Source organism: Methanomicrobiales archaeon, assembly GCA_030019205.1.
Classification (GTDB): domain Archaea; phylum Halobacteriota; class Methanomicrobia; order Methanomicrobiales; family JACTUA01; genus JASEFH01.
In genome coordinates, this window is the sequence record JASEFH010000002.1 from 160549 (window position 1) to 187530 (window position 26982).

The window sequence follows — 26982 nt, forward strand, 5'->3', positions numbered from 1 at the left end:
CTGATCGGCCCCTGTTCGTCGTTCTTGCATGCGAAGCCCCGCTCTCGAACGCGGGAGGAGAGAGGATCGATGGCCGACCGGCAGCGGGGATCGACCTACCGCTCTCCCCGCTTCAGACGCTGGTACTCCCGTTCTGCCATCCGCTCCACGTACGCCTTCCCCCGGAACGCACCGAAGTAGTGGACCACGATCCCGGCGCCCCACCCGAAGAGCGGAAAGATGAACCAGGGGAATGTGCCGATCCCGCCTCCGAACCACCAGAGAACGATGAGAAAGAGATTTACGGTCGCATAGATGGCGAAATGAATGTAAAACCCGATCTTCTCCTGCACGCTCTCCCGTGCCAGGGCCCTCAATTCTTCATCCGTCGGCATTCCACGCCCCCTGCGGTTAACAGTAACCGGCTCCATGCGTCTGTATGCTCATGAGGGATAAAGATTCACATGAATCCGCCCCGGGAGGAGCCCGGCGGCTCCAGGAGAGACCCTGGGCCCCGACGCTGGATCCTGGGCATGCTCAACGAGGCAGACCCCGAGAGGGCAGAAACAAAGGCTCTTATCCTCGATCGCCACCATGGGCAGTGGTGAGACAGCCATGGCCCAGGAGCATGCAGCCGGGATGGTTCCCATATACAGTGCCCGCACGGGACAGGTCGAGAACCGCCGCAGGATCCGCAGGAGCGACGCAGAGTGGCGGCGGATCCTCCCGCCGGAGACCTACCGCGTCGCCTGCCGGAAGGGCACCGAACCCCCGTTCGCCAACAGGTACAACGACTTCCACGAGAAGGGGATCTACCACTGCGCCGTCTGCGGCATCGACCTCTTCCGCTCCGATACCAAGTTCGAGTCCGGGACCGGCTGGCCCAGTTTCTGGGCTCCGGTATCGGAGCTGAACGTCCGAACGGAGGAGGATCTCTCGGGCGGGATGCGCCGCATCGAGGTGCGCTGCGCCCTCTGCGGCGCCCACCTGGGGCACGTCTTCGACGACGGCCCCCCGCCCACGGGAAAGCGCTACTGCATGAACTCGGCATCCCTGCGGTTCGTTCCAGAGAAAGCGCCTTGAGGCGAGACGGGAGGAGAGGGATCCCTCTCCGGGATAGCGGCACCCTCGCGGGGGAGGGGGCGAACCTTCCACCCGCACTCTCAGGAAGGGGTTGAGCCCAAGGCCCTCGGGGAAGGCAACGACGATCTCCCCTGGAGTCCATCACAGGCGGGAGAGGGGCAGAGCCTCCTCCCCCGCCTGTTGCTTTAGGGCCTGCACAACCGAGGAGAGCGGGGGGAGCAGCCGCTGAACGGCCCCGTCTGCTTTCGCGCGACAGGAGAGGTTCGTCGCTCCCGAAAGGGCCCCATCGCAATGGCGGGGTAACGGGTGGAGTGGGTGCTCCGTCCTCCCCCCTGCTGCGATGCAGCCTGCAGGATTGGACGCAAGGCAGCGGATCCCGGTTCGATCCGTGGGCGATGAGCAGGCCCGGATGACTTCCGCATCGGACACACCCCGGGCAGCCCCGGAGAGGGACTGAAGAGAAGATATTTCAATGCGGAACGGCGAATCGGTTCTCATGGACCCGCTCGTCGTTCTCTCCTTCGCGATCGCGATCCTCCTCGAGATCGTCGTGCCGCTGGGGGTTGCCTGGTGGCTCGTGCGGAGGTTCGCCCTCGCCTGGCGGATATTCCTCTACGGCGCCCTCTTCTTCATCCTGGTCCAGGTGATCCACACGCCGCTGGTGCTGTTCACCCAGACTCCCATCGCCATCGCCCTCAACGGGATCTTTCCGGACCGCACGATCTCGCTGGCCGTCTTTGCGATCATCCTGGGGTTCCTTGCAGGCCTCTTCGAGGAAGTCGGACGGTATCTGGTCTTCCGCTGGTTCTTCCGGCCCCGCAGCATACCGCTCTCCACGGAAAACGGGCTTCTCTTCGGGGCGGGCTGGGGCGGCGTGGAGAGCATGCTGGTCGGCGGGCTGGTCTTTCTCACCCTGCTCTCCTACGTCACCGCAGCCCCGCTCACCGATGCCCGGATCGAGGCAATCAACGAGAGCCTGGGCGGCACCCTCACCGAGGAGCAGATCGCGGCGATCGAGGCCCAGAACCAGGCCCTCCTGAACCTCACCCCCCTGGATCCCCTGGTGGGCCTCCTGGAGCGGCTGATGACGTTTCCCATCCAGATCGCACTCACCATCCTGGTGCTCTTCGCGGTCGTGCAGGGCCGCCCTCTTCTGCTGCTGCTTGCCATCCTCTGGCACACGGCCCTGGATGCCCTGGCCGTCTTCCTGGCCGCCACCGCAGGGATCGCGGCCGCAGAGATCTCTGTTGCGGTGAGTGCCGTCATCGCCCTGGCGCTGATCTGGTACACGTGGCCGAGAGTCCCGAAAGCCCGGAGCCTGTGAGAGTTGGGAAGAGCGGCCATAAATGCACGGACAAGTTCCGCGAGGATCGGGGGTAAACACGGGCTATTGTGGCGGAAAGCGGTTTCGGTGGCCGGGCGGGAAGGGGATGTACGTTCGGACGGGATGAGAGCGCCTTCTCTCTGGAGCGGGAAGAGCAATCGGGAACAGTGCAAGATTCCCGCTGGGGATGGGAACAAAAAAAAAAAAGTCTCTCAATCGCACGAATGTGTGGGAAAAAGTGGGTGCGAAGCCCAAACCCTGATGACCGGAGAGCGGTCCTCCTGTTCAGCCAGCGATTTCTCCAGAGCCTCTGATCTGAACCTTTAAAAGCACGCGTCCCCATACCGTTCTGCCGATGCATACTCGTGCACCACCTCCCGCCCGCCGCATCCTCCAGACCAAGCCCATCTCGCAGCTCGTAGAGGGCACGAAGGGCGAGCATGCCCTGAAACGGGTGCTGAACCCGTTCGAGCTCGTCCTGCTCGGGATCGGGGCCATTGTCGGGACCGGCATCTTCGTCATCACCGGGGTTGCCGCGGCCAACTACTCCGGCCCGGCACTCGTCGTCTCCTTCCTGATCGCCGGCACCGTCTGTCTTTTTGCCGCCCTCTGCTACGCGGAGTTTGCAGCCATGGTCCCGGTGGCCGGCAGCGCCTACACCTACACCTACGCCTCGCTGGGAGAGATCTGGGCCTGGATCATCGGCTGGGACCTGATCCTGGAGTACGCGGTCGCCATCGCCGCCGTCGCCGTCGGCTGGTCGGGCTACGTCGTCAACCTCCTCGCCGCAGGGGGGATCACGCTCCCCGCCGCACTCGTGAACCCCCCGGGTGTCGCGGGCGGCACTGTGAACCTCCCCGCGATCCTGATCATCGCCGCCATCACCGCCCTCCTGATCGTCGGGGTCAAGGAGAGCGCACGGGTGAACGCTGTGATCGTGACGATCAAACTGGCCGTGGTCGCCCTCTTCCTCTACCTGGGATACAGCCGCATCCAGCCGGTCAACTGGACCCCCTTCATGCCCTTCGGGTGGGGCGGCGTCATCACGGGCGCGGCGATCGTCTTCTTCGCCTACATCGGGTTCGACGCCGTCTCGACAGCCGCCGAGGAGGTGAAGAACCCCCAGCGGGACCTCCCCATCGGGATCCTGGGCTCCCTTCTCGTAGCCACCGCCCTCTACGTCCTGGTCTCGCTGGTGCTCACCGGCATCGTCCCGTATACCGAGCTGAACGTGCCGGCACCGGTCGCGTTCGCCCTGGACCGGGTCGGCATCCCCTGGGGCGGGGCGCTCGTCTCCGTCGGGGCGCTGCTCGGCATCACATCGGTGCTCCTCGTCCTCCTCTTCGGCCAGACCCGGATCTTCTTCGCGATGTCCCGGGACGGGCTCCTGCCGTCCACCTTCAAGGAAGTGCACCCGGTCTTTCGAACGCCCGTCAAAGTCACGCTGCTGGTGGGGCTGGTGACCGCGACCATCAGCAGTCTCCTGCCCCTGCAGGCGATCGCCGAACTGGTGAACATCGGGACACTCGCCGCCTTCATCATCGTCGCCGCCGGGGTGATCGTGCTGCGCCGCACGCAGCCCGACGCACCCCGCCCCTTCCGCACTCCGCTGGTGCCATTCATCCCCCTCCTCTGCATCGCCTCCTGCCTCGCCCTCGTCCTGGCCCTGCCCACCGTCACCCACCTGCGGTTCGTCCTCTGGCTGGCCCTGGGACTCGTCCTGTACCGGTTCTACGGTATCCGCCACAGCCGGCTCCAGGAGGCTATGCGACAAGCAGGATGAGCGTATACGCCAGCGCTCCGGCAAAGAAGGGGATGAGGCGGCTCTGCCGCTCCGCGGGGAGCTCCTCTTTTAAGACATTCAGGATCACGCCCCCGGCGAGGAAGGCGGCGAGGACGGCGATGAGCGCCACGGGGACCTCGGTCAGGATGCCGACCGTCCATCCGAACACCAGGGCGCCGACGAGGATCCACCGTCCGGTGCGGTTGTACTCGCCCCGGTGGTCCTTTTTCAAGCCATAGTCTGTCACGAGGAAGTGGAGCCCCATGGCGACGGCAAAGAACGCCAGGCTCTGGAGCCCGGGCCGTTCGCGGTGGACGACCAGGTAGCCGATCAACAGGTTGTAAAGTGCAAACGAGAGAATGTGCAGCCAGTACACCCGTGCGCTGGTGGTGCTATCGCGGTACCTCTGCTTCGGTCTCTTCTGGGACTCCCGCACCACCCTCTCCAGACCATAGAAGACAAGCAGCCCCAGGAGGGCGATGATGTAGACATGGTTCTCCAGCAGGACGAAGGTCTGGGGGACAACCCTTCCCACCACCATCTGCCCGGCGGAGAGCTCGGGGAGCAGGCGGACGAAGATGTAGGCGACCGACACCCCGCCGGCGAGGGAGAGCCAGCGGCTGCGGGGGATGACGTCCAGGAACCGCAGGTAAGCGGCGGCGAGGTGGACGGCGGCGAGCGCAGCCACGGCCAGGGCAAGCCCTGCGGGAGAGGCCATGGGGGGAGATGGCGGTTTCACTATTTAAGCCGGAGGTCGTGGAGCCTGAGAAAAATTTTATACAAGATCCGCTATTGGCTCCCCGCAGGCTGTGGCTTGCACTATGCCAGAGTTGAGTCAGACCAACCCAGGGTTTGAAAGACTGCATTACCCGCCGAAATATTGGATTCGAACAAGACTCCGTTTATCCGGCGGGAGAACGCACAGGCTTGCAGAGGAACGCAAAAAACGTCGCACAGGAGGATGAAAACATGGCACAAGAGAGAGGAAGATCCCCTGCCGAGGAGCAGAGGGAGCGGATCGAGAAGATGTACGAGAGCGCCCGCAGGGAGTTCGGCGGGATCGCCGGCATGAAGCCGGTCAGCTGGCAGGAGGCGAAGGTGGCCAAGGGCACAGGCCACATCGAGGAGTTCAATCCCGATAAAATCAAAGAATCGGTGAAAAAAGCCGGCGCCGACGAGCAGCTGGCCACGGATGTTGTGGAGGACATCAAGAGGACGACCCACACGGGGATGACCACCGCCGAGATCGACCACGACGTCCAGTACATCCTCAAGCGCAGGGACATGGATACGTACAAGAACTGGATGCAGTGGAAGGAAGAGCACCACAAGATGCCCTGACGGGGTTCCAGAGTAGGAACCCCAAGAGAACTCTTTTTACAAACCCCCGGGAGATCGGGCTGGGATTGAGACCGGACCCGACAGTCGATCGCCCATGCTCATCAGCCCCGAGCACGCGGCAATGAGTGTGCCCGCTTTTTCCACTCGACTTCGTCGCTGTCGCAGCAGGAGGGCAGGTCCATTGAGGGAGCGAATCACCATGCGTGGATCCCGGGGCAACCATATACACGGGAGACAACGAATCCCCTGCCGAAACCACCGATGGATAATTGGACTGCTGCCATTCCGCGATCATAGGGCGGGGGAACTCCCGGGAGTGGCCATCGTGCTCGCGGATACGGGCTATTTCGCACCGCTCCGCCCCCTTCCGGGAGGCGGAGCGGCGGTGAACCTCATCATCGTGGCAGGTGCAGGGCCCATCAAGCGTTGATCGATGCCGCGTGCAGTTAATACGGCATCGAGCGGTGAAAAGGGCATCAGGAGATCGAGGATCATCCAGCCACGAAGGAGAGCCCGGTCAGCAGGATGATGAAAACGGCCAGGATCAGGACGATGCGGGTGAGCGCCTTTCTTGCCCGGAACCGCTGGAAGAGGTCACGCGGCCCGATCTCCAGCGTCGTCACCGCCAGGATGCTTCCTGCAACCAGCCCCACCACGTTCTGCAGGGTCAGGATGAAGGCCTTCAGGGCTCCGGAAGGATAGATGACGAGCGCGATCCCCGTCACGACCGCCGGGGGGAGGAGCGCGGCGGCAATCGCCACCCCTGCGATCCCCTCGGGGATGCCGCGGGAGAGGGCGACGATCGTGGCGAACCCGAGGAGGATCGCCATCACGATGTAGATCACGTTCGCGTCCATGCGGGCGGCGATCTCCGGGGTCAGCGGGAGGGGGAAGACGAGAGAGAAGCTGAACGTCACGAGCACGGCCACTCCGATCAGCATCGCCAGGAGCAGGACGATGATCCGCACGCATCTCCCGATATCCTGCATGCTCCCGATCGCCGCCTGGATGGCGAGGGCGTAGATCGGCCCGAGGAGCGGGGCGAGGAGCATGGCGCCGATGACGATCCCGATATTGTTCAAAAAGAGCCCGATCAGCCCCACCATGCCGGCGATGCCGGCGAGCAGGACGGTGCGGCTGTCCAGCCGGGTGTAGCCTTCGGTCTGCGAGACCATCTTCTCGATGGTCATGTCGCTCCGGGGCTGGCGCAGCATCCGCACGCGCTCCTTCATCTTCTCGAGGGCCGGGGAGATGACGAAATCCGGCGAGGAGACCTCGACAAGGACGTCCTCGTCGGCCGGATCCATCGTCTTCTCGATCCTGGTTATCAGCCCGGTCCAGACGGGGCGGCTGAACTTCGAGCCCGTGCCCTTCGCGGCGTCCAGGGCATCGTAGGTCTTCTCGATCATCTCCTCGAGCATCTCGTCCAGGACAAAGACCGTGATCCGCGTCCGCCCCTGGCGCTCCTCGGTGAAATAGAGCGTGTCCTTCAGATAGGGCTCCAGTTTCTCCGCCTGCTCTTTCGATACGGTTATCGTCACCTTCTTCATGGGCAGAGCATCCATCGAGGGTATGGGACCGTAGCATTAATACTCTTTGTGATAGCCAGTCTGAAGGAAGAAAGACCTTCCGCAGGGCTGAGTGCATCCCTTCAGGGGGAGCAGAATGCACGGAATATTCGGGTGAGAAGGGTTCAGAAAAGGATGGGGGAGAATATTGCCGGATCACTCTTCGGCGGTCTTCTTGGCGTAGCCCTTTCCGCGGGGAGTGGGGGTGACGTCGGCACCGTCACAGGTCTGATTCTGGCACTGCTCCTGGGTCCGCTTGACCTGTCCCTTGGCCTTGCCGTTCGAGGGATTCTCCTGCGGCGGGACCCCGGTCTCCTCAACGAGACCTTCCGGGTCGGGAGTGGTGGCCGCAGTCTCGATGTACTTCCTGGCCTGGCCGGGGCTCTTCATGCCCTCGGGCAGGGTCGAGATCAGCGTTGAAGCCTCTGCAGGGAGCGGATCGTCCTTCCTGAATCCCAGGAACTTCAGGATCCTGTCCAGGAAGGAATCCTGACGCTGTTCGTGAATCAGGCGAACCTCGTCGCCCCCTTCGACCCGTATCGCCTCGCCTCCCACCACGATCGTGCCCGTGCAGTCGATCGTGGCGTTCTCGGCGCTGGTGTTCACCAGATCCTGCCGGTTGAACCTGGCGATGATCCTGGCAAAGGCACTCTCGGGATCCCCGGCGCCCGCGATCTTCAGGTCGAGGGCCGGAGCGCCGTTGCAGGTGAGGTTGCTGTTGGCAAGATCGATTGCATCCGCTGCATATTCACCCGTGATGTTCACGAAGACGTGGAAGATGCCGCGGCTCTTCAGGTTGAGCGTCTCGGGCTTGATGATGATCCGTCCGGTGAGGTCGGTCGGGGCCTTCACCTCGACCTCCGCCGAGGCGTTGTTGTCGGACGTGTCCGAGTCGTGAATGTCGTACTCCGTGATGTTCGCCCAGTTGGTGTAGGTCCCCGCAGCGGCGAACCGTGTGACGAGGGTCAGGGTCGTGTTACTCTTGCCCGCCAGGTTTTCGATGGTCCAGACACCGGTGGTGCTGTTGAATTCGCCCGATCCTGAACTGTTGGAGGCATATACCGATGCGAGGTACACGGGGCTGCCGTTCCCGGCGAACAGTGCGTCCTCCACCGTTACGTTGGCACTTGAGAAGTCGTTGTTCGTGACGCATACCTTCCAGGTGACCGCATCGCCGGTGTAGACCGCGGATGGGCTCACACTCTTTGTGATCGTGATGTTGCTTGCTGCCGCTGCCGCAATGGTGCAGCTCAGCAGCAGCAGGCTGACGAGAACGATCTGCGCGATGTGCATGCATCTCTTCGTCATGATCAGAGATTCGATGGCGGATCGTATATATTCCTATAATCCGGGCGGTGCATGCATCGAACCGCTTGGTTCGATGGTTCGATGGCTCCAGCATACCCCGTTCTGCAGAGACCCTGCCCCGCTTCTCCCGCCTCCGGGCGCGGGCGCGGCAACTCATGATTTCCCAAAAACCGCCTGACAATCCTGTAATTTTAATCCAATCTCTACAAAGTATTTATCATGACGCGTCGTTTCTCCTTTTACGAATAGGTGGTAGGGTTGGGACTCCTCAAGACAGTGGCCGGCACCCTCCGCGGCATCGCCCCGCGCTCGAAAAAAGGCGAGAGGGCGGCAGAAGAGGTCCGTGCAGACGCCACCATCGCAGACCTGAACCAGCAGGGGAGTGCGTATGCACGGAGCAGCGAGTACGAGAAGGCGCTGGAGTGCTTCGACAGGATTCTGGAGATCGAGCCGCGGCAGATCCGTGCCTGGAACAACAAGGGCAACTGTTACGCCAACATGGGCATGCTCGACGAGGCTCTCGCCTGCTACGAACGGGCGCTGCAGCTCAGCCCGGAGGATGCGCGCATCTGGAACAACAAAGGAGTGATCCTGGACGCCATCGGTCGCCCGAAAGAGGCCGTCAGGTGCTTCAACCAGGCGATTGCCTTGAATCCCGATTTCATTCCGGCCTGGGAGAACAAGGGGAACACCCTGCTTCGCCTGAACCGCGTGGCCGAATCCCGCCAGTGCCAGAACCAGGCGGAGGAGCTGAAGCGCGGGTCGTTCAAGGTCGTCGACTCCTGACAGCCGCCTTTTTCCCGAGCACGACAGCGGAGAACGCCGCCTTCCCCCTCCGGGGCGACCGCATCCCGCGGGGGTCGAGAGGATGCGGTGCAGAGGGGTGTTCCATCCCTTTGCGTGGCATGACGTGGGCCAGCAAATCACGTTCGCCCATGGCGCGGGGGTCGGTATTGTTCGATGATACTCTTAGGAGTATCAAATCCTGATGCCTTCACCACGAAAGATCAGGCATGAAAAAATACAGCAGAGAAGATCAGAGACGGATGGCGGCATGGGCTGCAGACTGCGCCGAACGGGTACTTCCGTTATTCGAGGAGGCGTATCCGCAGGACGACCGGCCACGCCGTGCCCTCGAAGCATGCCGGACATGGGTCCGCACGGGCGTGTTTATAATGGGTGAGATACGTGAAGCTTCCCGTGCCGCCCATGCCGCCGCCCGCGAAGCGAAGGAGAATCATGCGGCCAGTTTTGCTGCGCGTGCTGCAGGCCAAGCGGTGGCGACTGCGCATGTCACCCAGCACGCCTTCGGCGGTGCTTACTATGCCCTGAAAGCCGTTGCAGCAACCAACCCCGGTGATGCTGAGGTTGCAGTTGACAGGGAGCGCGATTGGCAATCGCGGCATCTTCCAGAAGATCTAAGGCAGGAATTTCTCGCCAGGGCGATCATTCAAAAACGCCCCGACGGAATTTTCATCAAGATTGAAAAGGACGGGGATTTTTAATTATTGAGAATCGGGCGCCAAGAACAACCCGAAGATCTTGCAGATTTCCCGGCATCAAAAAGAGAATCCGCCCTGTGGAGAGGGAACAGGATAAAGGTCGGCACCTCGCACGCCAGAAGCAGGCGGGTGCGCATCCTTTCCCAATTCCCGCCCCCGCAGTGCGAAGAGCCCTCTCCAAGGGTTAAAGGTCGTCGTCTCTTCCGGTCTTCCGGACCGTGCAGGATCTCCCCGATACCGATATGCATCCGCCCCGGAGAACGGATTATCCGGCATTGGAGCCTGTCGCAGCAATGGCGGGGCATCCGCCGGCCGCTCCCGGCGCCACGAAGGAAACTGCTCTTGAGAGCGAGGTCCGATTCCGGATCTTCCGGGATTGCGGGTGCTGCAGCTCCAGAGCCGCCCAGTCCCTCCTAAAAAAACATCTCTCCGCAGTCCCCCCGTGCGGGATCGAATGCGCCATGCCGTCCCGAGGGACAAAGTGGAGCCTTGTGAGGCGCCTGGATCCTGCACCGTAGCGGGATAGGGGCTGGGGGGGCAGGAATATTCTTCGTTCCCGACGCAGGCAGGTGACCCGAACTCCAGCGGGGATTCCCCGGCCTCTCGCCATGCCTCGGGGAACGCCCGATCTCCCGCTCGACCTCGATCGCGCTACCTGGACAGCGTGCGGCGGTGAAAATCGTCCCAGATGGGGATGGCAAACTCGGCGACCTCGTGCAGGTTGTACCATGCGGCATCGAAGTTGCCCCCCAGGATGTTGCCGGCCGCGAAGTCCAGCTGGTCCACCACATTCCGGTAGTATTTCTGGTACTCCTCGTCCGGCAGGTCTTTGGCGGGCTGGTCGCGGATCTGCTCCACCGCGTTCAGGAGCAGCTTCCGGATATCCTGCATGCCTCCTTCGGATATCTCGCCCCTCTGCTGCAGTTGCTCCCCAAGGCGCAGCAGCTGCCGCAGCAGCATGAGTTTTCCCTGCAGTTCGAACGCATACCAAATCCGTGGAGCACCCTCTTCGTGCTGCAATCCTCTCGGATCCATGCCAATTGCATGTGCAATTACCCGATATATGTTTCGGTTCGCCGGGAGGGGGACATGGGGAGATGCCTGCACGCGCGTTCATCCCGGTTCTCCGCCCTGTACTGCGGCCCTGCCGGTGGACTGCGCGCCGCCTGGATTGCATCTGCGATTCCCGCTCCGTTCATGGCTCCGCCGCTGCCGGGGGATGCCGCCCGGCTGCTCGGCTTCGTCTCTGCTGTTTTAAAATCTATATTCAGAAAAAGCGTTCGAATACGGGAGCCAATACGGCAAATCCCGATAGTGAAGGTATACATATCCAGGAGACCTTCTGTTAAAATACTATGACAATATCCTCTGCGATACGGAGCCTGTTCAAAGGATCCCGGAAACCGAAACGACAGCTGAAGGGGAGGGTGCACGCTGCCGCCCGCCGCTCTTCCCAGCGAGATTTATAGCGTTTTTAGCCGCTCCCGGAACCTGTGGGCTGCTCGGAAGGTTTTCCGGCCGGAGCATCCGCCGCTCCCCCCTCCTCCCTTTTGGGCGCCTGGAAGAGGGTGGAGGCCCGCGCAACAGGCTCTGGCATGCCCTGGACGACGACGATATCGTGGGGTCTGAGCTCCGTCTCCCCGCCGGGATTGGTGATTGTCCGCTGCCCCCGCAGGATCGCAAGGATGAGCACGTCGAACCGTTTCCTGAGGTTGATGTCGCCGAGTGTCCTGCCCGCCACGGGAGAGCCGGGCTCGATTGTGTAGGTGACGATGCTGACGTTGGACATGCGGTAGATCAGATCCGAGAGCGTCGAGGGGAGTTCTTTTGGGTTGCGGAGCATCTGGTAGGTGTCCGAGCGGATCTCCGTGATGAGCCCCTCTATGCGGTCCCGGGGGATGAGGAACTTGTTCAGCACCCGGGTGAAGATCTCCACCGAGGTCTCGAACTCTTCCGGGATTACCTCGTTGGCGCCCAGATCCTGGAGGGGCGCCACCTCCGTCAGGTACCGCGTCCGCACGATGATGTAGAGGTAGGGGTTCAGGCGGCGGCAGAGTTCCACGATCTGCCGCGTGGAGACCGGATCGTTGATCGCGATCACGGCGATGCGGGCCGACTCGATATCGGCATGCGTCAACACCGCCTCCGTCGTGGCGTCCCCGTAGTGGATCGGCTCGCCCGCCGCCTGCTCCCTCCGCACGGTCTCCGGGTTCATCTCGATGATGACGTAGGGGATCCCGCCGGCTCGCGCCGCCCGCGCCAGGTTCCTCCCCGTCACGCCGTAGCCGATGATCACCAGGTGCGCTGTTAAGTATTGGCGGGGGGACTGCTCGACAGGGCAGCGGGCATCCAGGAGGCGGTGGATGAACCCGATACGGCAGAGCCGATCGGAGAGCAGCGGCCCGCCGCCGATGACAAAGGGTGTCAGGGCCATCGTGATGAGGGCGGTCACCAGGAAGAGCTGGTATATGTCCGGGGCGAGGATGCCGTAGTCGAGGCCGCTCCGGGAGAGGATGAAGGAGAACTCGCCCACCTGGGCGAGGGCGAGCCCGACCAGGGTGATGGTGCGGATCGGATAGCCCAGCACGATCGGGACAACAGCAGCAATCAGCCCTTTTCCGACGATCACGCCCACGATCAGGAGCAGGACCAGCCCGAGGTGCTCCAGCAGGAATCCCACGTCGAGCAGCATCCCCACCGACACGAAGAAGAAGCTGGTGAAGATGTCGCGGAACGGCACGATGCTCCCAATCGCCTGGTGGCTGTACTCGGATCGGGAGATCAGCAGACCCGCGAGCAGGGCCCCGAGCGCGAGCGATACGCCGGCGATGGATGCGAGCCAGGCGACGCCAAAGCACATGACGACGATGAAGAGCAGGAATAGCTCGCGGTTCCTTGTCCGCGCTATCTGGTAGAGGAACCAGGGTATTCCCCATTTCGCGGCCGCAACGAGGATGACGACGATGAGGACGTCGATGGCGAATATCGCGTAGAGGGACTCCATGCTGAACGCCTGCACCGCGGCCGGGGAGGAGATGCTGGCAAGGAAGGGGATCGCCATGATCATCGGGATGGCGATGATGTCCTGGTAGATCAGGGTCCCGAGGATGATGCTGCCGTGCGGGGTGGCGATCTCCCCCCGCTGGTGGAGGATCCGCAGCACGACCGCCGTGCTGGAGAGGGAGAAGAGGAAGCCCAGGAGGACGGCCTCGGCAAACGGCATACCGGCAAGGGTCGCGAGGAAGAAGGAGAGGAGGAACGTGAGGGAGACCTGGATGGACCCGCTGACGGCGAGAAGGTTCCGCATCTGCCAGAGGTGCTTGAAGGAGAACTCCAGGCCGATGGTGAACAGGAGCAGGATGATCCCGATCTCTGCGAGGACGTTGACCTCTTCGACGGACTGCACGATGCCGAGCACGCTCGGCCCGACGATGACGCCCGTCAGGATGAACCCAACGAGCGGCGGGATGCGGAGCGGATTGAAAAGCAGCCCCACGATGAGGGAGATCCCGAAGATGAGGACGATGGCGTTTAACAGTTGCAGTTCCATGCTCGGTCCCGTGCTGGACTCTCCGCGGTATTGCGCGTACGATCCGTAATTTTTCTGCGATCCAAGTAGATTAGGTTTTATCCTTCATGCCGGAGAATGCTGCATCCCGCAATCCATCCGGTGAAGAACCTCCGCACCGCCTCCCGGGTGCCGGACAGCCACGGACAGCCTTTCTTCCCCGGATCCGCACCCCCGGGAGCGGGATCCCTGTCCCTCCTGCGGAAGGGAATCGCGATGATTCTCTTCTCGCCGAGTCCATCGATCGCCCCCGCGGGGGGCATCTCATCGCGGAGAACTGGCGTTGTTACGAGGTGCTTTCCGCAGCCGCCTGCTGTCCCTGGCCGCCGGGGACTCCGTGGCATACGTCTTTGTCCGCCGGGCAGGTATTGGCGGGAGAGGTATTCGAGAGTGCGCTCGCCTTGCCGGATCACCACATCTGCCTCATCTCCCTCGTCGGGCTGGTCACGTTCTACGGTCTGGAGAAGGTGGTGCAGCCCGGGAGATCGGGAGGAACGGAGCGGGATGTGCATGCAGGCGTCTCCTGGGTGCACAGCGCATCCTTTACCTTCTGCAACACCCATAGCGGCTACCTGCCGGTGCATCGGGTGGACCCGTGACCCCTCAGCCTGGCGTTCTTCTCCGTCGCGGGCTGCACTTTTTCGTGAACGATTATGCTCTCCGATAGGCTCACCGCGATCCCTACGAGCAGACCGGGCAGTGGATCCTGGCCATCGCCCTGATGTGCGGATGGACGATCGGGACCCTGACCCGGGTCCCGGAGATCTCATCGCCGTGCTTACGGCCTTCCTGGTGGGCGGCATCATCCCGAACACGCTCAAGGAGGAGCTGCCCGAAGGGCGCGAGAGCCGGTTCATACCCTTCCTCCCGGGAGCGCTGATCTACGCCGTTTTGCTACTGGTCGTATAGGCCGCATGCAGGATCCGGACATAGAGCGTTCGAAGGCGAAGATACCCCGGTGCCCCCGCACGGTTCGTCCCGGGGCAACCATCGCCGCTGCTCACCTCCATCGAGCGGACAGGCCGAGGGGACAGATTTTTATGGTGTCGCCGCACGGAAGAACCCATCATAGGAGAGTGCGACGGTTGGGAGCGAGGACGGCGGGCATCGGCTACCATGCATCCCATGAGCAGTTCCCTCCCGGGCGGCTGCTCGATCTGACCCGCGCGGCAGAGTCGGCCGGGTTCGAAACCGCCATGGCATCCGATCACTTCAAGCCCTGGAGCGAGAGCCAGGGGGAGAGCGGCTTTGTTTGGTCGTGGCTCGGAGCCGCGCTGCAGGCCACACGGTTCCCCCTGGGCGTTGTGACCGTTCCGGGGTACCGCTACCACCCGGCGATACTTGCCCAGGCGGGGGCCACCCTGGCCGAGATGTTCCCCGGGCGGTTCTGGATGGCGGTCGGGAGCGGCGAGCAGCTGAACGAGAGCATCACGGGCGAGCGGTGGCCGACCGGAACGGAGCGTGATGAACGGCTCCTCCGCTGCGTGCAGGTGATGCGGGCCCTCTGGGCCGGAGAGACGGTGACATCAAAGGGATTGGTTCGTGTGGAAAGTGCGCGGCTCTACACCCTCCCCCGCCAGCCGCCGCTTCTCCTGGCAGCGGCGACCTCCAGAAAGACGGCGGAATGGGCAGGCGGCTGGGCGGACGGTCTGATCACTGTTGGCGGACCGAACTCGGATATCGAGGGGACGATCGAGGCATTCCGCGAGGGAGGAGGCGAAGGCAGCTCCGTCTACCTGAAAGCGGACATCTCGTATGCGCGGACCGAGCAGGAGGCGCTGGAGGGCGCCTGGGACCAGTGGCGCTACCTCGTGCACGGCGGGAACACCATCGTCAACACCCGGAGCCCGGCGCTGTTCGAGGCCTTCTCCCGGCATGTGCGGCCCGGAGATATGCCCAATCACCTGTGGATCTCGTCGTCTCTGGAAAGATACACCGAATGGCTGCGGGAATGCCTCGCGCTCGGCATCGACCGGATCATCCTCCACAACGTGAACCGCGAACAGGGAGCCTTCATCGAGGACTTCGGCCGCGAGGTGATCCCGGCTCTGCACGCGTGAGGTACCGTCATGGTCCGTGCACGGGACTACAAGCCGATCTCGGCATACGGGGCGATCGGGAACATGCGCACTGCTGCCCTCGTCGGGCGGGACGGCTCCATCGACTGGTGCTGCCTCCCCCGCTTCGACAGCCCGAGCGTCTTTGCCGCGCTCCTGGATGCGCAACGGGGCGGACGGTTCCGCGTCTCGGCGGAGGCAGCCGGCATGGGCGAGCAGCAGTACGTCGATGGGACGAACGTGCTGAAAACGAGGTTCAGCGGCCCGGAAGGAGTTCTGGCGGTGACCGACCTGATGCCGCTCGCCGGCGATCTGCGTCAGCCCGGCACGTCCAGCACCCGCCCGGAGATCCACCGCATCCTGGAGTGCGAGGACGGTGAGGTGCTCGTGGACGTGGAGTGGTCCCCTCGGTTCGACTACGGCCGCATTCTCCCCCGCATCCGAACGGCAGGGAGAGGCTGGTTCGCCTCCGGGGGCAACCAGGGATTATCGCTCTCGCCGCTGGAGGAGGGCAGGCTCCGGGACGAAGGCCGCGGTTATATCCTGCGTGCGCGGTTTCGGATGGAGAGTGGGGATAGACGCGCTCTCGTTGTCCGCTGGAACACGGAGGAGACCGAATACACCCTCCGGGAGGCGGACGAGACCCTGCAGCAGACCGCCGCGGCCTGGCGGGCATGGGCATTCACGACGAGCGATGCGGCTGGCTGGGCCGGGAGCTATCATCCCCTCCTCCTCCGCTCCAAACTGGTACTCAAACTGCTCGATCACGCAGAATCGGGTGCCATCGTGGCCGCGCCGACAACCTCCCTGCCGGAGGCGATCGGGGGACGGAAGAACTGGGACTACCGCTACGCCTGGATCCGGGACGCCTCGCTGACGGCACAGGCCCTCATCCCGCTCGGGCACGGGGAGGAGGCGGTGTCGTTCCTGGCCTGGATGGAGGAGGTCGAAAGGCTGCACGCGGATGCGGCGCTCTTTCCCCAGCCGCTGTATGCCGTCGACGGGCAGGAGGCTCCGGAACAGGTCGAGCTGCCCCACCTCGAGGGCTACCGCGGTTCGAGGCCGGTGCGCATCGGCGGGGTATCCCGGGGTCAGCTTCAGCTGGATGTCTTCTTCTACCTCCTGGATGCCGCCCTCGCACTCTCCCGAATGGGCCGCCCGCACGGTCCGGACACCATGGGTTTCCTCCAGAGGATGGCGAACCGCATCGGCGACCTCTGGAGAGAGCCGGACCATGGGATCTGGGAGTGCAGGGGCAGGCCACGCCACTTCGTGCACTCCAAGGTCATGGCATGGGCGGGCCTCGACAGGGCAATTGCCCTTTTCGAACTGACCGGGGCGGAGGGAGACGCGGATCGGTGGAGGCGGGAGCGGGAGAACGTGCGGAGGGATGTCCTGGCGAACGGCTACGACGAGGAACTGGGATCATTCGTCCTCTACTACGGATCGAAGGGCCTCGACGCCGCCAACCTCCGCATTCCCATCCTCGGGTTTCTCCCTGCAAAGGACTGCCGGGTGCAGGGGACGATCGGGAGGACCCTGGAGAGGCTCACCCGGAACGGGTTCGTACATCGCTACTGCACCGATGCGGGTCTTCCGAAGGGGAATGGCAGCATGCACGAAGGTGCATTCGTCCTCTGCACCTTCTGGCTGGCGGATGCGCTCTTGCTCTCGGGGCGGCTTCGGGAGGCCCGGGGCATACTGGAGAACGTCGCCCGATCGGCAAACCACGTCGGCCTCTTCGGCGAGATGGTAGACCCGGCCGATCGAAGCATCCTTGGCAACTTTCCCCAGGGATTCAGCCATCTCGGTCTGATCACCTGTCTCCTGTATCTTGCCTGCGCCGAGGGGAGGGAGATTCAGGGGTTTGCTCCGGCGCACCGGCTGCGTCGGGAGCGGCCAGGAGTGGCAGCAACCCGTCGGGTGCCGGAGGGCAATCCGTCCGATCAGCCTCCATCCGCACGGAAGAGCCGGCGGAACGGGCGTGCCTGAAGGGTCGCGCATTCGCGCGGCAGCCGCGGAATACCGTGCATACCTGCGGCGAATCCCAAAATGGCGGAGCTGCCGGTCCCGCCCTCACCCCCACTCCCCAAGGCTTGAGGTGCCGGCTCGGGGCGATCGCCGGCACATCCGGATCGCACGGGAGAGAAACATTATTATGCGTTCTCTCTATGGAGTCCTGCCGTAGCGTTTGAATGCACGGAGGAGGACAGGATGGACAGGCTTGAAATTGGCTATCACGCCTCTCACGAGCAGTTTTCTCCAAGTTCCCTGCTGGAGCTGGTGCAGCTGGCAGAGGCTGCCGGTTTCCAGGCGGTAACCTCGTCCGACCACTTCTACCCCTGGAGCGAGAGCCAGGGGCAGAGCGGGTATGCCTGGTCCTGGCTCGGGGCGGCGATGCAGGCGACGGCGATCCCCTTCGGGGTGGTGACGGCGCCGGGATACCGCTACCACCCGGCCATCGTGGCGCAGGGAGCTGCAACGCTCGCGGAGATGTTCCCCGATCGGTTCTGGCTCGCCCTCGGGAGCGGCCAGCTGATGAACGAGGGGATCACCGGCACCCGATGGCCTCCCAAAGCGGAGAGGAACGAGCGGCTGCTGGAGTGTGCGGAGATCATCCGCAGGCTGTGGGCCGGAGAGACGGTCACGCACCACGGCCTTGTCAGCGTCGAGTTGGCACGGCTCTATACCCGACCGGAGACGCCGCCGCTGCTGTTCGGCGCGGCGATCACCCCGCAGACGGCGGAGTGGGTGGGGGGCTGGGCGGACGGGCTGATCACCACCAGTCGTCCTCCGGAGGATCTGAAAGAGGTGGTAGACGCGTTCCGCCGGGGCGGCGGCGGCGGGAAGCCGATGTACCTGAAGGTGGACGTCTCCTATGCAGCGGACGAGGCGGATGCCCTCCGCGGGGCATGGGAGCAGTGGCGTTACAACGCCTTCCCGAGCTCGGTGAACACCGGCATCCGCCTGCCGGAGATGTTCGATGCGGCGTCCCGGTTCGTCCGACCGGAGGACATGCGCGAGAGCGTGCGCATCTCTTCGGATCCGGAGCAGCACATCGCGTGGCTGCGGGAAGATGCGAGGCTCGGGTTCGAGCGGCTCTTCATCCACAACGTGAACACCGGGCAGAGGGAGTTCGTCGAGTTCTACGGCTCGGAAGTCCTTCCCGCCCTGATCGGCAAGGAGGCTTCGCATGCCGCCGCAGTATCAACCGATCGCTGATTATGCCGCTATCGGGAACCTCCGCACCGTCGCGCTGGTGAGCCGGTACGGTTCGATCGACTGGTGCTGTTTCCCCCACCTGGACCGCCCCAGCGTATTCGCGGCCATCCTCGACGCCAACCGCGGCGGTCGGTTTCGAATCGGAGCCGCCGGAGCCGATAGGGGGGAGCAGCGCTATCTCGGCGACACGAATGTGCTGGAGACCCGCATTCAGACGGGTACAGGTCTGCTCACGCTGACCGACTTCATGCCGCTCCGGGGGCGCATCCACGGTACCGGGAACTCGCACGGGGGCGAACGCTCCATCGCCCCCTCGGAGATCCACCGCATCCTCGAGTGTTCCCAAGGAGCGGTCACGGTGGAGGTCGAGTGGTCCCCGCGGTTCGATTACGCCCGGGCCCCGACACGGATCGAGCCTGCCGGGGAGGGATGGGTGGCGGCGAGCGATGCGGGGATCCTGGCCCTCGGGGGAGCTGTTGATGCGGTTGTCTCGGACGGGGAATTCGGGCCCTTCCTTCAGGCGCGGTTCCCGATGCACGACGGCGAGAGGCGGGTGCTGGTCACGCGCTGGGGCACGCGGGACGTTTCGTTCGACCCGGTATCGTCCGTGGATCTGCTGCAGCGGACCGCCGCGGCCTGGAAGAACTGGGCGCACCAGGAAGGTGCGCTGCACTCGGAGGCATGGGCCGGCGGCTGGCTCCCGATGCTCATCCGCTCGGAGCTCGCCCTCAAGCTCCTGACGCACGCCGAGAGCGGGGCCATCGCCGCCGCCCCGACCACGTCTCTGCCGGAAGGCATCGGCGGGGTGCGGAACTGGGATTACCGCTACGCCTGGATCCGGGATGCCTCGCTGACGGCGCAGGCGTTCATCGCCCTCGGTCACCGCGAAGAGGCGATCGAGTTCTTGAACTGGATCGTGCGGGTCTCCGAGCAGCACTTCGAGCAGGGGGAGGCGCTGCAGATCATGTACGGCGTCCACGGGGAGGCTGATCTGGACGAGCTGGAGCTGGATCACCTTGACGGCTACCGGGGTTCCAGGCCGGTGCGGATCGGGAATGGGGCGGCAAAACAGAATCAGCACGAGGTGTACGGGGAACTGCTCGTTACGGGCTATGAACTCCTCCGGCGGGGGGAGACGCTAAATCCTGAGATCCTGACCTTCCTCGGCTGGATCGCCGACCACGTGTGCGCCGTCTGGAAAGAGCCGGACCATGGGATCTGGGAGGTCCGCGGCGAACCGCGCCACTACGTCTATTCCAAGCTGATGAGCTGGGTCGCCCTCGACTACGCCGTGCATCTCGCCGAACGATTCGGGCTGCAGGGGGATGTCGGGCGGTGGAGGCGGAACCGGGATGCGATCCGTGACGACATCCTCGAGAAGGGCTACGATCCCGACCTGCGGTCGTTTGTCATGGCCTACGGTTCAAAAGAACTCGACGCTGCCAACCTGCGGATGCCGATGTTCGAGTTCCTCCCCTTCGAAGACGAACGCGTGCGGGGGACGGTCGATGCGACGATGGAGCACCTGATGGAGAACGGGCTGTTGTACCGCCATAACGCAGAGGACGATCTCCCGGGAGAGGAGGGGACGTTCGCGCTCTGCACCCTGTGGCTCGTGGATGTGCTGGCGCTCTCCGGGAGGCATGCAGAGGCGCTGGAGATCTACGAGAACATGCTCGGGCATGCGAATCACGCGGGGCTCTTTGCAGAACAGATCGATGCTGAAACGGGAGAGTTCCTCGGCAACTTCCCCCAGGCCTTCACGCACATCGGCATCATCAACAGCGCCCTCTACCTCGCCTATGCCGGGGGGAGGGATGTTCCAGGGCACGCCCCCATCGGCACTCCCGATCACCGAAGAACGCTGGGCCGCGCCCATGCGGCTTACCATCAGGCTGCAGTAGAGACTTCGGCCGACGGGAGACAGAGGTAGAATGCCTGGAGCACCAGGGCCTCCAGGGGAGAGAGAGATCGCGGCACCCCCTCCACGGGGGTGGGAACTCCTGCAGTGGGTGGGGCCGGGGATCATCTGGATGATCTCTGCCATCGCGACGGGAGAACTCCTGTTCACGCCGAGGATCGCCTCGCTCTATGGTTACACAGTGCTCTGGACCCTGATCCTGGCGATCTTCCTCAAGGCGCTTCTGGCCCGCGAGATCGGGAGATATGCGGTGGTCACGGGAGGTTCTCTCCTCCAGGGTATCCGGAAGCTGCCGGGACCTGTCAACTGGGGAGTATGGCTGATCGTCCTGCCGCAGCTCTTCGTCGCCGTCACCACGATCGTCGGCATGGCCGGTGCGGCGAGTTCGGCGATCATCCTCGCGGTGCCCGGCGGCTTCACCTTCTGGGCGATCGTGTCCCTGCTGATCTCCATCGCCCTGGTATTCTTCGGGAGGTACCGGGGCGTGGAGCGGGCCTCCATCGGGATGGCGCTCGTCATCATCGTGGCTCTGGTTATCACCGCCGGGGTTGTATTCACGGGGGCGGCCCCCCTGGCAGCGGGGCTGGTGCCGGCGCTTCCCCCGGATGTCGACTTCACCGAGGTCCTCCCCTGGATCGGGTTCATGATGTCCGGCGCCGCCGGCCTGATCTGGTACTCCTACTGGCTCACGGCCCGGGGATACGGTGCTGCGCATTACACCATCGGCAGCCGGAGAGGGACCCTGGAAGAGCCCGAGGAGGCGGTGCCGGTCATCGAGGAGGGCGAGAGCGTCGACATCTCCGCTCTTCCCCGCGAACAGCAGCAGCGCCTCAGGGGGTGGATCCGGATCATGACCGTCTCGACCACCATCGCGTCATCGATTGTCCTCGTTCTCCTCATCTCCCTGCTGATCCTGGGAGCCGAGCTGCTCCGTCCGCAGGGTCTCCTTCCCCAGGGGCCGGAGGTGACGGCGGTTCTCTCGGTGCTCCTCGGGGATGTCTGGGGACCGGCAGGAGCGTGGCTGATGATCCTCGCCGCATTCTTCGCGTTCTGGAGCACGCTCGTTGCAAACCTGGACGGCTGGACGCGGATGCTCGGGCAGGGATCGATCTTCATCGCCCGCCAGTACCGGGCGGCGGGAAGATGGGTCTCGATGGGATTCTACCGCTGCGTTTACCTGTTCGGTCTCATGGGGGCGATTCCCATCGTCCTGATCTTCTTCATACCGGAGCCGGTGACGTTCCTGATCATGGCCGGCATCGTCGAAGCCATCCACATACCCGTGGTCGCGTTCGCGACTCTATACCTCAACTGGAGCACCCTCCCCGAGGAGTTCCGGCCCTCAGCGCCGGTCGCACTCCTCACTCTCGTCGTGGGGATCTTCTTCTCGGGCTTTGCCCTGTACTACTTCTCTGTCGAGTCGGCGGCACTGCTGTAACGGGCAGGCCCGACGGTGGCGGGGTCGCCGCTGGTTCGAGCGGATCGTCTGCCGCCCGTCTCCGGGAAACGCCGCATCGGTAAGCGGGCGCCAGAATACCAGGAGCCTTACGGAATGGTTATTTATACGAACAGACCCAGGTGCTGGAGAGAGATGGCCCGGGAGAGATGGTCGAGCGGAATCGGATTCATCCTCGCCAGCATCGGCTCTGCCGTGGGGATAGGGAACATCTGGAGGTTCCCCTACATCGTGGGGACGAACGGCGGCGGGGCGTTCCTGGTCCCCTACCTGATCTCCGTCTTCCTCTTCGGCCTGCCCCTCATGCTGCTCGAGTTCGCCGTCGGGCGAAACCTGCAGACCTCGGTCGGCCCGGCCTTCCGGGCCATCAGGAGGAGGTTCTTCCCCGCGGGCATCGCCATCATCGCCATCCTCGGCCTGATCCTGAGTTACTACCTGGTGATCACCAGCTGGGTCCTTGCCTACGCGCTCTTCTTTCTGATCCAGCGGCCGGTGGACTTCGGTGACTTCACCGCCTCCTACTACCCCCTCGTCTTCTTCCTGGCTTCCGCCCTTGTCGTGTTTGCCACGGTGCGGTCCGGGGTCCAGGAGGGGATCGAGCGGATCTCGCGGTTCATCATCCCGCTCCTCTTCCTGCTCCTCCTGCTCCTCGTCGCCTTCTCCCTCGCCCAGCCGGGCGCTCCCGCAGGCATATCGTTCTACCTCACGCCGGATCTCGCATACCTCTCCGATCCGCTCGTCTGGGCGGCCGCCTTCGGGCAGGCGTTCTTCTCCCTCTCCGTGGGGATGGGCATCCTGCTCACCTACGGGAGCTACCTGGAGCGGGAGAACCTGTTCCGGAGTGCAACGATCATCGTTGTCGCCGATATCCTGATCGCGATCCTGGCGGGGCTCATGATCTTTCCCCTGGTCTTCACCTACAACCTGGATCCGGCCGCCGGGGTGAACCTGGCGTTCGTCACCCTGCCCGCGGTCTTCGGGGAGATCCAGTTCGGAGCGCTTCTCGGGGCGCTCTTCTTCTTGATGCTCTTCCTTGCTGCACTCACTTCCGCGGTCTCCATGCTCGAGGTTCCGGTGGCAACTGTCATCGACTCGTACGGGATGCCCCGAAAGAAGGCGACCCTTCTTGTCTGCGCCATCATCCTCCTGCTCGGGCTCCCGTCCGCCCTCAGTTACACGGCCCTGCGGCTGGAACTCTTCGGGGTTCCCTTCCTGGACATCTCCGACTACGCCTTCGGGACGCTCGGGCTCATCGTCGCAGGGCTGATCGTGAGCATCGTCGCGGGCTGGTTCTTCGAGCCGGCGCGGCTTTTCGAGGAGCTGGGGGGGAGCGCGAGCCTGCAGCGGGTTTACCTGATCCTGGTCCGCTACTGCATTCCGTCCGTTCTGCTCGTCACCCTGATCGCCAGGCTCTCCGGGATCACTGCGTAATTGCGCGAAGGATAATGGCCGTTGAATCGCTCCATGCGGCCAGCGCTGTTGAAGGATTGGCAAAAAGGAGAGATGGGAGAAGCCCGCCTATATCCGCGGAGATGGGGAAATACAATCATCGGATGCTGGATTCCCCAAAGGATCATCATAAGCGGTTCGAGCCGGGTTGAAGTGTAGAGGCCAGCCATTCCCTCTTCAAAAAATGGTTCTATCGCACTTGAGGAGGGAGGGGGGCCAGAGGGGGAGGGGGCGCGCCCCCTCCCCATCCCCCGCTGGTACGATACCCGGGATGGTCTGTCCGATACCCCTTCCTGCGATGGCCTTGATGGCATGGAGCCGCAGGTTCAGTGTGCCAGGAGGGTTGAGCGGGCCTCAGGCCCCGTTCCACGGGCGGCGTACGAACTCGCCTGCGTCTTGAGGGCCTGCCATATCGTGGCGTAGTATGCCAGACCAGCCTTCCGGAGAGGCTCTATCCATGGTATGCCATGCACCCCATCGGGGGAGAGGGTGCGATGCGCGGGACGAGAGGCGAAGTCGAACCGTCACCCCACGATATGAGGCATCTTTGAGAGAAGACGCCGGACGGCCCTTCTGCCGAACTGGCTCCCCACCAATGTAGCCCGTGCCATCCAGAGCCGATGCCAGGATCGCCCGGCGGCCCTCTTCAGCCAGGTCTTCTCGCATCCCTGTCCACACAGTACTCCACCCACTTGATCAGCTCCACGAGCGCAAAGGCGATGACGGAGAGGAGGGCGACATACGCCCACTGCGACGGGGCCAGGGGCACGGCGTTGAACCAGCCGGGAACCAGGTAGATGGCGATCAGCTGCAGGACGAGCCCGATCAACACCCCGAGGAAGATGAGAGGGTTGATCGTCAGGCTGCGGCGCACGTTCATGAAGAAGGGTTCGCGCTCCTTCTGCGCCTGGATGCCGTTGAACCACTGGAATCCCACGAATGCGGTGAAGAGGATCGCGACAGCGTTCTCGTAGGGAAACTGCCGGAGCAGGTGTTCGAAGAGCAGGAAGCTGGCGATGCCCATCACCAGCCCGAAGAGCAGGATCCTCGTTATCTGGCGGCGATCGAAGAACTGCCGCTGGGGAGGCGTCGGGGGGCGGTTCATCATGTCCCCTTCCTCTTTTATGAACGGGAAGAACTTGTCCTGGACGCCGTCCGTCACCAGATTGATCCAGAGGATCTGGATGGGGAACAGGGGGAGCGGGAGCCCGGCAAAGATGGTCGTGCTGATGAGCGCCACTTCGGTGATCGAGGTGGAGAGGAGATAGTAGATCACCTTCCGCACGTTATGGACGATCACCCGCCCGTTCCGGATCGCATCGACGATCACCCGCAGGTTGTTGTCCACGATCACCATCTTGGCGACGCTTTTTGCCGCCTCGGTCCCGGAGCCCATCGCGATCCCGAGGTCGGCAGCCTTCAGCGCCGGGACATCGTTCACCCCGTCGCCGCTCACCGCGACGATCTCGCCCCGGTCCTGGAGAACCCGCACCACTCTGTACTTATGCTCGGGAAGCACCCGTGCAAGCACCGTTGATGTCTTGAGAGCGGCGAAGAGTTCGCCGTCGCTCAGGGACTCGATCTCTCTGCCGGTCAGCACTGTCTCCCCCTCCTTCCAGATCCCGACCGCGGCGGCGATCGCCCGGGCTGTCAGCGGATAGTCGCCGGTGATCATCGTCACGTGGATGCCCGCCTTTCGAGCGGTGAGGACCGCCTCGCGCACCCCCTCCTTGGGGGGATCCAGGAACCCGACGAGGCCCACGATATCGTAGCGCCACATATCGGGATCCTCGCCGTGCCAGTCCCCCGCACCGAAGGCCAGCACCCGCAGTCCCGCCCCGGCCATCGCCCTGAGCCGCTCCTCCAGTTCGGGAAGCCGTTCAGGGTTCTCCGCGCGTTTTGCCAGCTCCTCGAACGCCCCCTTGATGAAGAACCGCCGTGTGCCGCCCACATCGTTTGCCGCTGCCATCAGCTTCATCGACGTATCGAACGGGAAGACCCAGGTGCGGGGGTAGCGCTTCCGCAGCGCAGCATAGTCTGCGGCCCAGCGGGAGAGGGCGACATCGATGGGGTCGCCCATGCCCTCGCGGGCGTCGTTGCAGAGCGCCGCCGCCAGGACGAGGTCGTCGGGATTGAGGGCATAAACGTCCTGCACGGCCAGCCGCCCCTCGGTGATCGTGCCGGTCTTGTCGGAGGCGATCACCGTGGCGCTCCCGAGCGTCTCCACGGACGGGAGATGCCGGGTCAGGGTCTGCTTGCGGCTGAGGGCGACCGCCCCGATCACCATCACCAGGGTGACCACGAGGGGCAGCCCCGCCGGCACGGCGGAGACCATCTGGGCGACCAGGAGGTAGGCGATGCCGATCGCCTCCCTTCCCTGCAGGAACCCTATCGTCCCGACCAGGGCGAGAAGGATGATCAGGAGCACGGCATACCGTACGGAGAAGTGACGAATCGCCCGCGTAAAGGGGCTATCCGGGGACGACTCCTGCGCCTTCTCCGCAATGGTGGCAAGGTAGGTGCGGTGACCGGTGAAGACTACAAATCCGCTTCCCGATCCCCGCACGACGGTCGTGCCTGCCAGCACGCTGTTGACCATCTCGTACGGCTGCGCCTCGGGGCCCAGGAGGATGCGGCTGTCCTTGGTGACCGGGATCGACTCGCCGGTGAGCGTCGCCTCATCGACCATCAGCCCGGCGCTCTCGAAGAGACGGATGTCCGCGGTGACGAGATCCCCTTCTGCGAGGTGGATGACATCCCCCGGGACGAGCTCCGAGGACGGCACCTGGATACGTTGCCCATCCCGCACGACGGTGACTTTGCTCTCGGTGAGTTTCTTCAGGGCCCGGATGGATGTCTCGGCACGGAGTTCCTGCCAGTATCCAATGAATCCGTTGACCAGGATGATCGCGACGATGAGTCCGAAGTCCTTGATATCCGCGGCGAACAGGGAGATGGCGGCGGCACCGATGAGAATGTAGACGAGAAAATTCCGGAACTGCTGGAGAAAGATCCGGAAGCGGTTGATCTCCTCTTCCTCGAGGACATTTCGGCCGAACCTCTCGAGCCTGGCACGGGCTTCCTCTGCAGAAATCCCCTGAAGGGTTGTATCGAGCCGTTTGAGTACCTCATCGGTGTCCATTGCATGGTATATCTCTCGCTCAGCCATCGCCGTACAGAATAAACACCCGTGCTCCTATTTATGCGTACCCCGTGCGGGAAATGCCGGTACAGTTAGCCCATCTTTACACAAGGCTGCACCAGAGGGGGGGGTGAGGGCGGGAATCCGATCGTGTGCGGGAGCGTGGGGAACGGCAGAGGCCCTCGATATCCCAATATGCCAGTTCCGATCGCCTGCACCGGCACCGTGCCAGCGACAGATGCACCAGGACGAGTGAAAAGGCAGGGGGAACCCATGCAC

21 protein-coding genes are annotated in these 26982 nt (G+C 63.7%); 14 read left to right on the top strand and 7 right to left on the bottom strand.

The window, feature by feature from the left end; translation table 11 throughout:
- Nucleotides 1-95: 95 nt before the first annotated feature.
- Entirely contained in the window at nt 96-374 is a 279-nt protein-coding gene (locus QMC96_02320; GenBank protein MDI6875591.1) for a 2TM domain-containing protein, read from the bottom strand.
- Between the two features lie 199 nt (nt 375-573).
- On the opposite strand from QMC96_02320, the gene msrB reads away from it, so the two are divergent.
- The 3 genes from msrB (at nt 574) to QMC96_02335 (ending at nt 4169) form a co-directional block, all read left to right on the top strand.
- Entirely contained in the window at nt 574-1062 is a 489-nt protein-coding gene (gene msrB, locus QMC96_02325; GenBank protein MDI6875592.1) for a peptide-methionine (R)-S-oxide reductase MsrB, read from the top strand.
- A gap of 496 nt (nt 1063-1558) precedes the next feature.
- The gene (locus tag QMC96_02330; protein MDI6875593.1) at nt 1559-2386 is read left to right on the top strand and encodes a YhfC family glutamic-type intramembrane protease; all 828 of its coding nucleotides are present in this window, start codon (nt 1559-1561) and stop codon (nt 2384-2386) included.
- Between the two features lie 355 nt (nt 2387-2741).
- The gene (locus QMC96_02335) at nt 2742-4169 is read left to right on the top strand and encodes an amino acid permease (GenBank protein ID MDI6875594.1); all 1428 of its coding nucleotides are present in this window, start codon (nt 2742-2744) and stop codon (nt 4167-4169) included.
- Here QMC96_02335 and QMC96_02340 read toward each other — a convergent pair.
- Complete coding sequence (locus QMC96_02340) at nt 4150-4887, bottom strand: hypothetical protein (protein MDI6875595.1); 738 nt, start codon at nt 4885-4887, stop codon at nt 4150-4152. The genes QMC96_02335 and QMC96_02340 overlap by 20 nt on opposite strands.
- 251 nt (nt 4888-5138) lie before the next feature.
- Here QMC96_02340 and QMC96_02345 point away from each other — a divergent pair, with 251 nt between their 5' ends.
- The gene (locus QMC96_02345) at nt 5139-5510 is read left to right on the top strand and encodes an ATP cone domain-containing protein (GenBank protein ID MDI6875596.1); all 372 of its coding nucleotides are present in this window, start codon (nt 5139-5141) and stop codon (nt 5508-5510) included.
- Nucleotides 5511-6001: 491 nt separating this feature from the next.
- On the opposite strand, the gene QMC96_02350 is transcribed toward QMC96_02345, so the two are convergent.
- Both QMC96_02350 and QMC96_02355 read right to left on the bottom strand, forming a co-directional pair.
- Nucleotides 6002-7075: a TIGR00341 family protein gene (locus QMC96_02350; protein ID MDI6875597.1), complete on the bottom strand. Its 1074-nt coding sequence runs from the start codon at nt 7073-7075 to the stop codon at nt 6002-6004.
- Nucleotides 7076-7234: 159 nt separating this feature from the next.
- Complete coding sequence (locus QMC96_02355) at nt 7235-8386, bottom strand: DUF11 domain-containing protein (protein ID MDI6875598.1); 1152 nt, start codon at nt 8384-8386, stop codon at nt 7235-7237.
- A 249-nt stretch (nt 8387-8635) separates the two neighbouring features.
- On the opposite strand from QMC96_02355, the gene QMC96_02360 reads away from it, so the two are divergent.
- Both QMC96_02360 and QMC96_02365 read left to right on the top strand, forming a co-directional pair.
- On the top strand, nt 8636-9172 hold the full coding sequence (locus QMC96_02360) for a tetratricopeptide repeat protein (protein MDI6875599.1): 537 nt from the start codon (nt 8636-8638) through the stop codon (nt 9170-9172).
- Nucleotides 9173-9399: 227 nt separating this feature from the next.
- Entirely contained in the window at nt 9400-9891 is a 492-nt protein-coding gene (locus QMC96_02365; protein MDI6875600.1) for a hypothetical protein, read from the top strand.
- A 648-nt stretch (nt 9892-10539) separates the two neighbouring features.
- Here QMC96_02365 and QMC96_02370 read toward each other — a convergent pair.
- Both QMC96_02370 and QMC96_02375 read right to left on the bottom strand, forming a co-directional pair.
- Complete coding sequence (locus QMC96_02370; protein MDI6875601.1) at nt 10540-10923, bottom strand: hypothetical protein; 384 nt, start codon at nt 10921-10923, stop codon at nt 10540-10542.
- A 439-nt stretch (nt 10924-11362) separates the two neighbouring features.
- The gene (locus QMC96_02375) at nt 11363-13438 is read right to left on the bottom strand and encodes a cation:proton antiporter (GenBank protein MDI6875602.1); all 2076 of its coding nucleotides are present in this window, start codon (nt 13436-13438) and stop codon (nt 11363-11365) included.
- A gap of 386 nt (nt 13439-13824) precedes the next feature.
- Between QMC96_02375 and QMC96_02380 the strand changes: the two genes are divergently transcribed.
- The 8 genes from QMC96_02380 to QMC96_02415 all read left to right on the top strand — a co-directional run bounded on the left by QMC96_02380 (nt 13825) and on the right by QMC96_02415 (nt 23543).
- A complete protein-coding gene (locus tag QMC96_02380; GenBank protein ID MDI6875603.1) occupies nt 13825-14055 on the top strand; it encodes a hypothetical protein in 231 nt (76 codons plus the stop codon).
- Between the two features lie 130 nt (nt 14056-14185).
- Nucleotides 14186-14365, top strand: coding sequence for a hypothetical protein (locus tag QMC96_02385; protein MDI6875604.1), 180 nt, complete (start codon nt 14186-14188; stop codon nt 14363-14365).
- A gap of 176 nt (nt 14366-14541) precedes the next feature.
- Entirely contained in the window at nt 14542-15516 is a 975-nt protein-coding gene (locus QMC96_02390; protein ID MDI6875605.1) for a TIGR03885 family FMN-dependent LLM class oxidoreductase, read from the top strand.
- 9 nt (nt 15517-15525) lie between these two features.
- Entirely contained in the window at nt 15526-17505 is a 1980-nt protein-coding gene (locus QMC96_02395; GenBank protein ID MDI6875606.1) for a glycoside hydrolase family 15 protein, read from the top strand.
- 222 nt (nt 17506-17727) lie between these two features.
- Entirely contained in the window at nt 17728-18735 is a 1008-nt protein-coding gene (locus QMC96_02400) for a TIGR03885 family FMN-dependent LLM class oxidoreductase (protein MDI6875607.1), read from the top strand.
- On the top strand, nt 18707-20668 hold the full coding sequence (locus tag QMC96_02405; GenBank protein ID MDI6875608.1) for a glycoside hydrolase family 15 protein: 1962 nt from the start codon (nt 18707-18709) through the stop codon (nt 20666-20668). Before QMC96_02400 ends, QMC96_02405 begins: the two co-directional genes overlap by 29 nt.
- 1 nt (nt 20669) lies before the next feature.
- Nucleotides 20670-22094: an Nramp family divalent metal transporter gene (locus tag QMC96_02410; GenBank protein ID MDI6875609.1), complete on the top strand. Its 1425-nt coding sequence runs from the start codon at nt 20670-20672 to the stop codon at nt 22092-22094.
- Between the two features lie 153 nt (nt 22095-22247).
- Entirely contained in the window at nt 22248-23543 is a 1296-nt protein-coding gene (locus QMC96_02415) for a sodium-dependent transporter (GenBank protein ID MDI6875610.1), read from the top strand.
- Nucleotides 23544-24207: 664 nt separating this feature from the next.
- Here the strand turns inward: QMC96_02415 and QMC96_02420 are convergent.
- Nucleotides 24208-26730: a cation-transporting P-type ATPase gene (locus QMC96_02420; GenBank protein ID MDI6875611.1), complete on the bottom strand. Its 2523-nt coding sequence runs from the start codon at nt 26728-26730 to the stop codon at nt 24208-24210.
- Between the last annotated feature and the right edge of the window lie 252 nt (nt 26731-26982).

Bases quoted from the DNA above. Each gene is read 5' to 3' on its own strand.
- QMC96_02320 (MDI6875591.1), bottom strand. From the start codon at position 374: ATGCCGACGGATGAAGAATTGAGGGCCCTGGCACGGGAGAGCGTGCAG.
- msrB (MDI6875592.1), top strand. From the start codon at position 574: ATGGGCAGTGGTGAGACAGCCATGGCCCAGGAGCATGCAGCCGGGATG.
- QMC96_02330 (MDI6875593.1), top strand. From the start codon at position 1,559: ATGGACCCGCTCGTCGTTCTCTCCTTCGCGATCGCGATCCTCCTCGAG.
- QMC96_02335 (MDI6875594.1), top strand. From the start codon at position 2,742: ATGCATACTCGTGCACCACCTCCCGCCCGCCGCATCCTCCAGACCAAG.
- QMC96_02340 (MDI6875595.1), bottom strand. From the start codon at position 4,887: ATGGCCTCTCCCGCAGGGCTTGCCCTGGCCGTGGCTGCGCTCGCCGCC.
- QMC96_02345 (MDI6875596.1), top strand. From the start codon at position 5,139: ATGGCACAAGAGAGAGGAAGATCCCCTGCCGAGGAGCAGAGGGAGCGG.
- QMC96_02350 (MDI6875597.1), bottom strand. From the start codon at position 7,075: ATGGATGCTCTGCCCATGAAGAAGGTGACGATAACCGTATCGAAAGAG.
- QMC96_02355 (MDI6875598.1), bottom strand. From the start codon at position 8,386: ATGACGAAGAGATGCATGCACATCGCGCAGATCGTTCTCGTCAGCCTG.
- QMC96_02365 (MDI6875600.1), top strand. From the start codon at position 9,400: ATGAAAAAATACAGCAGAGAAGATCAGAGACGGATGGCGGCATGGGCT.
- QMC96_02370 (MDI6875601.1), bottom strand. From the start codon at position 10,923: ATGGATCCGAGAGGATTGCAGCACGAAGAGGGTGCTCCACGGATTTGG.
- QMC96_02375 (MDI6875602.1), bottom strand. From the start codon at position 13,438: ATGGAACTGCAACTGTTAAACGCCATCGTCCTCATCTTCGGGATCTCC.
- QMC96_02385 (MDI6875604.1), top strand. From the start codon at position 14,186: ATGGACGATCGGGACCCTGACCCGGGTCCCGGAGATCTCATCGCCGTG.
- QMC96_02395 (MDI6875606.1), top strand. From the start codon at position 15,526: ATGGTCCGTGCACGGGACTACAAGCCGATCTCGGCATACGGGGCGATC.
- QMC96_02400 (MDI6875607.1), top strand. From the start codon at position 17,728: ATGGACAGGCTTGAAATTGGCTATCACGCCTCTCACGAGCAGTTTTCT.
- QMC96_02405 (MDI6875608.1), top strand. From the start codon at position 18,707: ATGCCGCCGCAGTATCAACCGATCGCTGATTATGCCGCTATCGGGAAC.
- QMC96_02410 (MDI6875609.1), top strand. From the start codon at position 20,670: ATGCCTGGAGCACCAGGGCCTCCAGGGGAGAGAGAGATCGCGGCACCC.
- QMC96_02415 (MDI6875610.1), top strand. From the start codon at position 22,248: ATGGCCCGGGAGAGATGGTCGAGCGGAATCGGATTCATCCTCGCCAGC.
- QMC96_02420 (MDI6875611.1), bottom strand. From the start codon at position 26,730: ATGGCTGAGCGAGAGATATACCATGCAATGGACACCGATGAGGTACTC.